At 28.1% G+C, this 12,435-nt stretch carries 8 protein-coding genes, 1 rRNA gene, 1 pseudogene and 1 other annotated feature; all 10 genes and pseudogenes read left to right on the top strand.

Annotated elements, in window-relative coordinates; translation table 11 throughout:
• The first annotated feature begins 24 nt into the window (after window positions 1-24).
• The 10 genes and pseudogenes from rrf (at window position 25) to SPJ33_RS09025 (ending at window position 11,831) form a co-directional block, all read left to right on the top strand.
• Window positions 25-141 (top strand): 5S ribosomal RNA (gene rrf, locus SPJ33_RS08980).
• 90 nt (window positions 142-231) lie between these two features.
• A pseudogene (locus SPJ33_RS08985) lies at window positions 232-1,443 on the top strand (SulP family inorganic anion transporter); the annotation flags it as partial.
• 428 nt (window positions 1,444-1,871) lie between these two features.
• Window positions 1,872-3,305 (top strand): glycogen synthase GlgA, encoded by a 1,434-nt coding sequence (gene glgA / locus SPJ33_RS08990; RefSeq protein WP_321117631.1) that lies wholly within the window; start codon window positions 1,872-1,874, stop codon window positions 3,303-3,305.
• A gap of 30 nt (window positions 3,306-3,335) precedes the next feature.
• Window positions 3,336-5,771: a glycogen/starch/alpha-glucan phosphorylase gene (locus SPJ33_RS08995; RefSeq protein WP_321117632.1), complete on the top strand. Its 2,436-nt coding sequence runs from the start codon at window positions 3,336-3,338 to the stop codon at window positions 5,769-5,771.
• 193 nt (window positions 5,772-5,964) lie between these two features.
• Window positions 5,965-7,125, top strand: coding sequence for a glucose-1-phosphate adenylyltransferase (locus SPJ33_RS09000; RefSeq protein ID WP_321117633.1), 1,161 nt, complete (start codon window positions 5,965-5,967; stop codon window positions 7,123-7,125).
• Between the two features lie 21 nt (window positions 7,126-7,146).
• A complete protein-coding gene (gene glgD, locus SPJ33_RS09005; RefSeq protein ID WP_321117634.1) occupies window positions 7,147-8,250 on the top strand; it encodes a glucose-1-phosphate adenylyltransferase subunit GlgD in 1,104 nt (367 codons plus the stop codon).
• Window positions 8,251-8,331: 81 nt separating this feature from the next.
• Window positions 8,332-8,569: a binding site (T-box leader), on the top strand.
• 53 nt (window positions 8,570-8,622) lie between these two features.
• Complete coding sequence (locus SPJ33_RS09010) at window positions 8,623-9,246, top strand: class I SAM-dependent methyltransferase (RefSeq protein WP_321117635.1); 624 nt, start codon at window positions 8,623-8,625, stop codon at window positions 9,244-9,246.
• Window positions 9,247-9,265: 19 nt separating this feature from the next.
• Complete coding sequence (locus SPJ33_RS09015) at window positions 9,266-10,420, top strand: trans-sulfuration enzyme family protein (protein WP_321117636.1); 1,155 nt, start codon at window positions 9,266-9,268, stop codon at window positions 10,418-10,420.
• Window positions 10,407-11,324, top strand: a complete 918-nt coding sequence (locus tag SPJ33_RS09020; RefSeq protein WP_321117637.1) for a cysteine synthase family protein — start codon at window positions 10,407-10,409, stop codon at window positions 11,322-11,324. Before SPJ33_RS09015 ends, SPJ33_RS09020 begins: the two co-directional genes overlap by 14 nt.
• A gap of 51 nt (window positions 11,325-11,375) precedes the next feature.
• Complete coding sequence (locus SPJ33_RS09025) at window positions 11,376-11,831, top strand: S-ribosylhomocysteine lyase (RefSeq protein ID WP_321117638.1); 456 nt, start codon at window positions 11,376-11,378, stop codon at window positions 11,829-11,831.
• Window positions 11,832-12,435: the final 604 nt, after the last annotated feature.

A 12,435-nucleotide genomic window follows, 5' to 3' on the forward strand; every position in this document is an offset into this window, starting at 1 on the left:
CAATTTTCAGAGAACAATCTGAAATCTGGTGATGATGGCATAGAGGAAACACTCCTTCCCATTCCGAACAGGAAAGTTAAGCTCTATAGCGCCAATGGTACTGCACGGGAGACTGTGTGGGAGAGTAGGACGTTGCCAGGTGAATAATGAAAGGGATAGTTTAATTACTATCTCTTTTTTCTTTGTGATAAATTATAAAAATTTTATATAGAAAGAGTGACTTTTTTACTAATGAAAAAACCAAAATTTTTCTCAATATTAAAACATCGAAAGAAGGAATTATCAAAAGAGCAAATCTTTAAAGATATTATAGCTGGAATTATAGTAGCTATTATTGCATTACCGCTTTCTATAGCATTAGGAATTTCATCTGGAGTAACGCCGGAAAAAGGTTTAATAACTGCTATAGTAGCAGGATTTTTCATATCATTATTTGGCGGAAGTAGAGTCCAAATTGGAGGCCCAACTGGAGCTTTTGTAGTTATAGTTTATGGTATTATAGAAAAATATGGTCTTGAAGGGCTTATAACTTCTACTCTAATGGCAGGTGTAATATTAATATTATTTGGAGTTTTTAAACTTGGTAATTTAATAAAATACATTCCTAAAAGCATTACTTTAGGATTTACATTAGGTATAGCAATTACTTTATTATCAACTCAAATAAAAGATTTATTTGGATTAGACATAGATAAAGTACCTTCTGAATTTATACATAAATGGAATGCATACATATCAAACTTTAATAAAATAGATATTGTTACATTATTAATTGGGATACTATGTATCGCTATAATTGTTTTATTCCCAAAAGTTAATAAGACAATACCTGGATCTCTTATTGCATTAATAATATCAACTTTAATAGTGGCTGGATTAAGCTTAAATGTTGAAACAATAGGATCAACTTATGGTGAAATTTCATCAACAATACCAACTGCAAAGTTACCAGTATTTACAATAGATAAAATAAAAGATTTAATAATGCCATCACTTACAATAGCATTTTTAGCTGCAATTGAATCTTTATTATCAGCAGTTGTAGCAGATGGCATGATAGATAAACAACATAATTCAAACACTGAATTAATAGGACAAGGAATAGCAAATATTGCATCATCATTATTTGGTGGAATACCAGCAACAGGTGCTATAGCTAGAACAGCAGCTAATATAAAAAATGGTGGTAGAACTCCTATAGCAGGAATTGTACATGCTATAACTTTATTATTAATAATGCTAATTTTTATGCCTTTTATAAAGTATGTACCACTTGTTACATTAGCAGCAATACTTGTTGTTGTATCTTATAATATGAGTGAGTGGAGAAATTGTATTGAAATTATTCGTAACAATAAATTTGATGCAATTGAGTTATTAGTAACTTTTATATTAACTATAGCTTTTAACTTAGTAGTTGCAATTGTAACAGCTATGATAATTCACTTTATAATAATAAAATTAATAAATAAAGATACAGACAAAGATTCTAACAGCAATATAGAAATTGCATACTAAATATTAAGATATATAATAAATAAAAAAAGTGACATAATTTAATTATGTCACTTTTTTTATTTATTTAATTTTTTTATATTAATTAAAATATTTTTATTAATAAATTTCAAATATATCGAATAGGAATAATAACAGTTAAAATAATTTGATAAATTTTTATATACCTTAAAATTACATAAATAAAAAATTATGTATAAATTTATTGACAAATATTGGTTGGGAATTTACATTAATTATATATAACAATTACACTTTTACTAAAGAAAATAAAATTTTAATTAAATATAATTATTAAAAGAGTACTACTGATAACAACTATGGTATTAAAGGGGAAGATTGAGGAGGAAAATTAGATGAAAGTTTTGTTTGTTGGATCTGAAGCAAATCCATTTATAAAAACAGGGGGACTTGGTGATGTATTAGGATCATTACCTAAATCATTAAAAAGATTAGGTGTAGATGCAAGGGTTGTAATACCTAAATACAAAAATATAAATGAAAGCCTAAAAGGAAAATTAAGATTTGTTAATTGGTTTAGAGTTCCAGTTGGCTGGAGAAATCAATATTGTGGTGTATTTGAATATGAAGAAGATGGGGTAAAGTATTATTTATTAGATAATGAATATTATTTTGGTCGTGATGGACTTTATGGATATTATGATGATGGTGAAAGATTTGCTTTCTTTAATAGAGCTGCACTTAGCTTTTTAAAGTTAATTAATTATCAACCAGATATAATACACTGCAATGATTGGCAAACTGGAATGATACCAGTACTTCATAAATTAGAATATAGAAAAGATTTATTCTATTACAATATGAAAACAGTATTTTCAATTCATAATCTTAAATTCCAAGGAGTATTCTCAAAAGAAGTACTTCCAGAATTGTTTGGATATGATTTAGAACCATATTATAATGGTAGTCTTGCATTTGATGGTGGAGTAAGCTTTATGAAAGGGGGAATACTTTACTCAGATAAGATTTCTACAGTTAGTTATTCATATGTCGATGAAATAAAAACTCAACAATATGGAGAAAGACTTGATTCAGTATTAAGACAAAGAGGTTATGCATTAAGCGGCATATTAAATGGAATTGATTACAAGGAGTTTAATCCAGAAACAGATAATTTAATTTATCATACGTTTAATAAACATTGTTTAGAAGATAAGGCAATAAATAAAAGAGAATTACAAAGAGAATTAGGTCTTCCTGTAAATGATAATGTAGCTATGATTTCAATGGTTACTAGACTTACTAATCAAAAGGGCCTTGATTTAGTAGTTGATATTGCAGATAGATTATTACAGCATGATGTTCAGTTAGTTATATTAGGAACAGGTGATTATCATTATGAAAATCATTTTAAAGGATTAGCTTATAGATATAGAGATAAAGTATCTGCAAATATTAGATTTGATAATAGATTAGCTCATAAGATTTATGCAGCATCAGATATGTTCTTAATGCCTTCATTATTTGAACCATGTGGTCTTGGACAATTAATAGCCTTAAGATATGGTACTGTACCTATAGTTAGAGAAACAGGTGGATTAAAAGATACTGTTCATCCATATAATCAATACACTGGATTTGGAAATGGATTTAGTTTCAGAAATTATAATGCTAATGAATTATTAAACACTATAGAATATGCGTTAGATATATTTAGAGATAAAAATAGGTGGAACTCAATAGTTAGCCAAGCTTTAAACTCAGATAATAGCTTAGAGAAATCCGCTAATGATTATAATGAAATGTATAAGCATTTGATGTTGGGATAAGTTGCTTATAACCCAAGGGAGGGGATGAATATGCTAGCCATTGATAAAATGTCATTTAAAAAAGCCTACCAAAAGAAGTATCTTGAGATTCATGGTGAAGAACTTTCAGATGGAAGTAATTATAAAAAATATGAAGCTTTAGGTGGTTTGGTTAGGGATTATGTTGCAGAAAGCTGGATGAAAACCAATAAAAGATATAATGAAACTGGTGAAAAACAAGTTTATTATTTCTCAATGGAATTTTTGCTAGGACGACTTCTTGGAGATGCATTGCTTAACTTAGGCATAAGAGATGTATGTAAAGAAGCATTAGCTGAATTAGGGATTGACTTAGAAGAATTAGAAAACTTAGAACATGATCAAGGTCTTGGAAATGGAGGCCTTGGAAGATTAGCAGCTTGTTTTTTAGATTCTATGGCATCTTTAAATATAGCAGGACATGGTTGTGGAATAAGATATAAATATGGTTTTTTTGAACAGAAAATTATAGATGGAGTTCAAGTTGAAGTTTCTGATAATTGGTTAAGAGACGGAAATGTATGGGAAAAGAAAAAAAGTGATAAAAAAGAGATTGTTAAGTTTGGTGGAAATATAATAACAGAAGAGGTAAATGGAAAAATGAGATTTACTCATGTAAATTATGAACCAGTACTTGCAATTCCTTATGATACTCCAGTAGTTGGATATGAGAATGGTACTATAAATACCTTGAGATTGTGGAGTGCTGAAACAGTAAATAATGAATTCGATTTTTCTTCATTTAGTAGAGGAGATTTCCTAAAGGCATTAGAATATAAAAATTCAGTTGAAGCAATATCTCAAGTTCTTTATCCAGATGATTCACAATATGAAGGTAAAATTCTAAGATTAAAGCAACAATATTTCTTTGTTTCAGCAGGTGTTCAGTCTATAATAAGACACTTTAAAAAACACGGTGGAAATATAAGAAATTTAGATGAAAAAATAGCTATTCATATAAATGATACTCACCCAACTCTTGCAATACCAGAACTTATGAGAATTTTATTAGATGAAGAAGGTCTTGCATGGGAAGAGGCATGGAGAATAACAACAAATACAGTATCTTATACAAATCATACGATACTTTCAGAAGCTTTGGAAAAATGGCCTATAAATATGTTTAAGTCATTACTTCCTAGAATATATATGATTGTTAATGAAATCAATGAAAGATTTTGTGCTGAGCTTTGGAATAGTTATGCAGGACAATGGGATAAAATATCACGTATGGCAATAGTAGCTGATGGTCAAGTTAGAATGGCTAATTTAGCTATAGTAGGTAGTCATAGTATAAATGGAGTTGCAAAGCTTCATACTGAAATATTAAAGAAACAAGAAATGAGTGATTTTTATTATTTCTATCCTAATAAGTTTAATAATAAAACAAATGGTATAACTCATAGAAGATGGCTTTTAAAAATTAATCCAAGGTTAACAAAGTTATTAGTTGATAATATAGGAGATTCATTTATAAAGCACCCTACTGATTTAGAAGCATTTAAATATAAAGTAAATGATCCAAATATTCAAAGAGAGCTTTACAATATAAAAAGAGAAAACAAGGAAAAGCTTGCTGAAACTATATATAGGAAAAATGGAGTTAGAGTAGATCCAAATTCTATATTTGATGTTCAGGTTAAGAGAATACATGCATATAAAAGACAGACACTAAATTGTTTAAGAATAATGGATTTATATAATAAACTATTAGAAAATCCTAATTTAGATATAGTTCCTAGAACATTTATATTCGCTGGTAAAGCTGCTCCTGCATATCACTTAGCTAAAAATACAATAGAACTTATAAATAAGGTTGCTAACAAGATAAATAATGATCCTAGAGTTAATGATAGGATAAAAGTTATATTTTTAGACAATTATAATGTTTCATTAGCAGAAGAGATAATAAGAGCTACAGATTTAAGTGAGCAAATATCAACAACGACAAAAGAAGCATCTGGTACATCTAATATGAAATTTATGATGAATGGTGCTGTTACTATTGCTACGTTAGATGGGGCAAATATTGAAATAAAAGATGAAGTTGGAGATGACAATATAATTATTTTTGGTTTAAATTCTCAAGAAGTATTAAACTATTATCAAAATGGAGGATATTCTTCATTTGATATGTATAAGAATGATTATAGAATTCAAAGAGTGATAGATGATTTAATAAATGGAAAATATCATTTCGATAGAGATAGATTTAGAGAAATATATGAAAACTTAATACCACACAATGATCAATTCTTTGTATTAAAAGATTTTGATTCTTATTTAAAAGCTCAAGATAGAGTAGATAGCTTATATAGAGATATGAATAACTGGCAAAGAATGTGTGGAATAAATATAGCACACTCTGGAATTTTCTCATCAGATAGAACTATACTTCAATATGCAAATGGAATATGGGGTTCAGAACTATTATATAAAAATCTATAAAATATAAAAATTAGTCTAAGATAATTTTAAAGTTATTTTAGACTTTTTATTTTTTTACTTTTGGAAATGATTTCATAAAATAAATTATGTATAAATTTAGTTATACTCTCATATGTTTATACAAGTACTTTGAATTTTATATTATCTAATTTGATTTTATAATCATGAAAAACATATGAGGGGAGATATTATTATGGGTAAAAAAGAGATAGTTGCTATGATTTTAGCTGGGGGACAAGGTTCAAGATTAGGCGTATTAACTAAGAATTTAGCGAAACCTGCGGTACCATTTGGAGGAAAATATAGAATAATAGATTTTCCTTTAAGTAATTGTTCGAATTCTGGAATTCATACAGTGGGAGTTTTAACTCAATACAAGCCATTAGAACTTAATTCACACATAGGAATAGGAGATCCTTGGGATTTAGATAGAAGAGACGGCGGGGTTAGTATATTACCTCCATATCAAAATGAAGATGGTGGAATGTGGTACAAAGGAACTGCTAATGCTATATATCAAAACATAGAATATATAGATAGTTATAATCCAGAATATGTACTGATTTTATCAGGAGATCACATATATAAAATGGATTATAACAAAATGCTAGATTTTCATAAAGAAAAAAAGGCAGATGCAACAATTGCAGTAATTGACGTTCCATTTAAAGAAGCAAGTAGATTCGGAATAATGAATACAAGAGATGATTTATCAATATACGAATTTGAAGAAAAACCTAAAAGACCTAAAAGTACAAATGCATCAATGGGCATATATATATTTAATTGGAATATATTAAAGAGGCATTTAATAAATGATGAATTAGATGAAACATCAAGTAATGATTTCGGCAAAAATATCATACCTAAAATGCTAAATGAAGGACGTAGATTAGTTGCATATCCATTTAAAGGATATTGGAAAGATGTTGGAACAATAGAAAGCTTATGGGAAGCAAATATGGATTTATTAAAATATGAGAATGAATTAAATTTATTTGATGAAAGTTGGAAGATATATTCTATAAATCCTATAAGTCCAGCACAGTATGTAGGTAAAGATGCAAAGATTAGGAATTCGGTTGTTGTTGAAGGTTGTACTGTATATGGAAAAGTAGAAAACTCTGTATTGTTCCAAGGGGTTTATGTTGGGAAAAATACTGTAATAAAAGATTCTGTAATCATGCCAAATTCATATATAGGAGATAATGTAGTTGTAAATAAAGCAATAATCGGAAGTGATGTTATTTTACATGATGATTTAGAAATTGGTGATGGAAAAGAAATTGCAGTTATTGCTTCAAAAGAAGAGATAAGTTCAGAGGATATAGTCGAAGAAAAAAATATGGCTTAAAAGAAGAAAGGGTAGGTTAATATGAGTAATTGTTTGGGGATAATAAATTTAGATGAAAATGAAAGCAGAATGGGAGAATTAACAAGAAAAAGATGTCTTGCATCCGTGCCTTTAGCAGCTAGATATAGAGTTATAGATTTTATATTATCTAATATGACTAATTCAGGAATAGAGTGTATTGGAATTTTTGCTAAAAATAAATCAAGGTCTTTAATGGATCATCTAACTAACGGAAGACCTTGGGATCTTCATAGAAAAAAAGATGGATTAAAAGTATTTAATTTTGGAGATGAAGATCCTTCATATGATGATGTTCATAATTTTGCAGATAATATTGAATTTGTAAAGCATAGCAATAAAAAATATGTATTATTATCTCCATCATATATGGTATGTAATATTAATCTTGATGAAGTGTTAAAGTATCATGAGAAGTCAGGAAATGATGTAACCATGGTATATAAAAATATAAATAATGCAAAAATTCAATTTATAGATTGCGATATATTAAACATAGAAAAAGATAGGGTAATTAGTATCGGAGAAAATATTGGACAAGAAGATAATGCTAATGTAAATATGGAAATGTATCTGATGAAAACAGATTTATTTATAGATATTATTCATGAATCAATTAAGAGCGGAATGTATAGAAAGATAAAACATTATATTCATTCTAATTTAAAAAATTTAAAAGTAGGAACTTATGAGTTTAAAGGATATTTAAGTTGTATAAATTCTTTAAAAGCTTATTATGATTGCAATATGAATTTTTTAAATGATGAAGTTAATAAAGAATTATTCTGCAAGGACAGGCCTATTTACACTAAACCAAAGGATGAAGGGCCAACTCAATTCACTACTTGTAGTGATGTGAAAAATTCTATTGTTGCTAATGGGTGTTATATAGAAGGAGAAGTTGAAAATAGTGTAATAGCAAGACGTGTTCGTATAGGAAAAAATGTGAAAATAAAAAATTCTATAATACTACAAAGTGCAGTTATAGAAGATGGATGTGAACTTGAAAATGTAATTGCTGATAAGAAGATAAATATAGAAGAGAATGAGAGATATATTGGCTCTAAAAATTGTCCTATTGTTATGGTAAGAAGAAACAATATTTAAAAAATAGTTGATTTTTATAAATCATTGTACTATAATTCAATTAATAGATAAAAGAAGTTTTCATATAGATTTAGTAGGTTAATAAATGCATTGAAAAAGTAGAGTAGCATTTTGGAGAATTACAGAGAAGAAAATATAGCTGAGATTTTTCTATTTAGAAGAAATGTGAAGTGCACTTTGGAGCAGAAGTTCGAATTAATAGTAGGATTCTCCGGGTTCGCCCGTTATAGTGATTAGGCATGTTAGTGCTGAATTTTTAAGAGTAGATATATTTTATATCTAAACTAGAGTGGAACCGCGGGTAGACCTCGTCTCTAATTTATTAGAGATGGGGTCTTTTTTATATATTTATATTTGATGGAGGTATTTTAAATGAATTCAGTAAAATATTTTAATTCTATCGCAAAAGATTGGAATAAAATCAGAATGGATTATTTTAAAAATGAATTAAGAGAAATTGCAATTAATTCTGTTGATATCAAAGAGAAGGTAATTGCAGATTTAGGAGCAGGTACAGGTTTTATAAGTTTAAGAGTTGGAGAAGAGGCAAATTTAGTTTTTTCAATAGACTCTTCAAGAAATATGCTTAGTGAATTATATAAATCAGCTAAACATAAAAACTTAAATAACATATATCCAATAAAGGGAAATTTAGAGGATTTACCTCTTTTTGATAATTCTGTAGATATTATATTTATAAATATGGCATTACATCATATTACAAATCCCGATATAGCAATAAAAGAAATGAATAGGGTACTAAAAAAAGGTGGACAAGTAGTCATAACAGATGTTGAAGAACATTTAGGGGAATGGGCAGCTGAAGAAATGTTTGATGTATGGCTAGGATTTAGACATGAACAATTAAAATCTTGGTGTAAAGATGCAGGATTTATAGATATAGATGTTAAAAGTACTGGATTAAAAGCTAGGGGAGAATCTTCAAAGGGAGAAATAATTGAACCTAAAATTTTTCTAGCCAAAGCAACAAAATAAGTTTAAGGAGTGAGAAAAAATGAGAAAGAATTCATTATTAATACATGGTGGAATAAGTGTTGATGAAAATACAGGAGCAGTAAACATACCAATTTATCAAACATCTACATATAAGCAAAATAAGTTTGGACAAAATAGTGGTTATGAATATTCAAGAACTGGCAATCCAACAAGAGAGGCTCTTGAAAAATTAATTGCAGATATAGAAGGTGGAAAAAGAGGATTTGCATTTGCATCTGGACTTGCAGCAATTACTGCAGTATTAAGTTTATTTAAAAATGGAGACAAAATACTTATAACTAATAATCTATACGGAGGAACATTTAGAGTTTTAGATAAAGTATTTTCTAACTTTGGTATAAAGTATGAAATCATAGACAATTTTGAAGAGTTTGAAGAAAAAATTGATGAAGATGTAAAGGCAGTTTATATAGAAACTCCAACAAATCCATTATTAGATGTAGTAGATATAAAAATAGTTTCAAATAAAGCTAAGGAAAAAGGTTTATTAACTATTGTTGATAATACTTTTATGAGCCCATATTTCCAAAATCCATTAGCATTAGGAGCTGATATAGTGTTACATTCAGGAACAAAGTATTTAGGCGGACATAGTGATTTAGTTGCTGGATTAGTAGTTGTAAATGATGATGAACTTGGTGAAAGATTACACTTTATTCAAAACTCTACAGGTGGAATACTACAACCTTTTGATAGTTTCTTATTGATAAGAGGAATAAAAACACTTTCAGTAAGAATGGAAAGACATGAAGAAAATGCGAGATTCATAGCTAAAAAATTATTAGAAGATAAGAGAATAAAAAAAGTTTATTATACAGGATTAGAAAGTCATAAGGGACATGAAATACAAAAGAAGCAAGCCTCAGGATTTGGAGGAGTAATATCATTTGTGTTAAATGATGATATTGATCATAAGAAATTTGTAAATAATCTAGAACTTGTAACATTTGGAGAAAGTTTAGGCGGGGTTGAATCATTAATATGCCATCCAGCAACAATGACACATGCAGCACTTCCAAAAGAACTTAGAGAACGTATAGGAATAACTGATAAATTAATTAGAATTTCAGTTGGTATAGAAGATAAAGAAGACATTTTAAGTGATATACAAAAAGCTTTAGCAAAAGCAGGTGAAAAAGATGAAATACTATAATGATATAAAAGAATTAATTGGAAAAACTCCATTACTAAAATTAAATAATTTAGGAATAAAAGAAGGGGTAAATGTATTTGTTAAAATAGAAGGATTTAACCCAGGTGGTAGTTGTAAAGATAGAATTGGTGTATATATGATAGAAAGAGCTGAAAAAGATGGGTTGCTTAAACCTGGATCTACTATCATAGAAGCAACTGCAGGTAATACTGGAATTGGTATAGCACTTGCAGCACTTAATAAAGGATATAATGTTAAGTTTATTGTTCCAGAAAAATTTTCAATAGAAAAGCAAACATTAATGAGAGCGCTTGGTGCAGAAATAATTAATACGCCAAGAGAAGAAGGAATGGAAGGTGCTATAAGTGTAGCAAATTCATTATTAGAAGAAATACCAAATTCTATATCATTAAATCAATTTGGTAATGAATCAAATCCATTAGCTCATTATGAAACAACAGGTAAAGAAATTTATGATGATTTAGATGGAAATATAGATTATTTAGTAGCAGGTGCAGGAAGTGGTGGAACATTTTCAGGCGCTTTAAGATACTTAAAAGAAAATATAGAGGGGGTAAAGGGAATACTTGCAGATCCTATAGGCTCTACAATTGGTGGTGGAACTGAGGGATATTACAAAATAGAAGGTATAGGAAATAATTTTATCCCTGAAACAATGGATATGAACTTAGTTGATGAAGTTGTAAAAGTAGATGATGAAGAGGCTTTTAATAGTGCAAGATTATTAGCACAAAAAGAAGGAGTTATAGTTGGTTCATCATCAGGAGCTGCTATTTCTGCCGCAATTAAATTTATAGAAAAAATAGATAGTGGAAATGTAGTTGTCATATTACCAGATAGAGGAGATAGATATTTTAGTACAAACTTATTACAAAGCATATAAGACAAGTTAAATAAAATTTAGAAGGTTTATATTAGAGAGGAAGTATTTATAATGGTAAAAGTAGAAAGTTTTGAATTAGATCATACAAAGGTTAAAGCACCTTACGTTAGAAAAGCAGGAATAAAGGTTGGCGCAAAGGGAGATGTAGTATCTAAATTTGATATAAGATTTGTTCAACCAAATAAAGAAATGTTAGCAGATGATGGTATGCATACATTAGAACATTTTTTAGCAGGATTTATGAGAGAAAAGCTTGATAATATTATTGATATATCACCAATGGGATGTAAAACAGGTTTTTATTTAATAAGCTTTGGAGATTTAGAGCCTAAAGATATTATTGATGCATTAGAGTATTCATTAGAAAAGATATTAGTACAAGAAGAAATTCCAGCAGCTAATGAAATGCAATGTGGATCAGCAAAATTACATTCATTAGATTTGGCAAAAGAGTATGCTAAAAAAATATTAAATAATAAAATAAGTGATAAATATTACATAGAATAAGAAATTTTAAGTACCCTTATATTAAAGTAAATCTAACTTTAATATAAGGGTACTTTTTATCAAGAATATAAAAATATTACTAATATATAAACAATTTTTTATAATTATAAAACTATAATAAAGTTAAAAATACATTTAATATAAGAAATATAATAGTTAAATTTTTAGCTTATCTATGTTTTAAAACATTAAAAATGCATTCAATGTAATACATACACTGCCGGGCGTATCTATAATAGAAAACTAAAGAAATCAAAAGAATTAAAGAATTATTCAAAAATAATTAAATGTATTTATAAAAATATGTCGAATCAATAATTATATGTGTGCTATTATAAATATCGTCGCTGATGCGAAACAAACTTTTCGAAAGAGAAGCAATATATAATTAAGTTTTTAAAATAAAAACTAAAAAATATGTTGACAAAGTTTTTCATGAGTGGTAAGATAAACAAGTCGCTTGAAGGCGATGAGATAAAAATGGTCTTTGAAAATTGAACAGAATATAGAATACATTTAAACAACCAGCAATTCTTTTTACAAGTAAGTTTTATGAGTTAAATGATTAAACTTTTTATTGAGAGTTTGATCCTGGCTCAGGACG

The organism is Clostridium sp., from assembly GCF_034179595.1.
Classification (GTDB): domain Bacteria; phylum Bacillota; class Clostridia; order Clostridiales; family Clostridiaceae; genus Clostridium.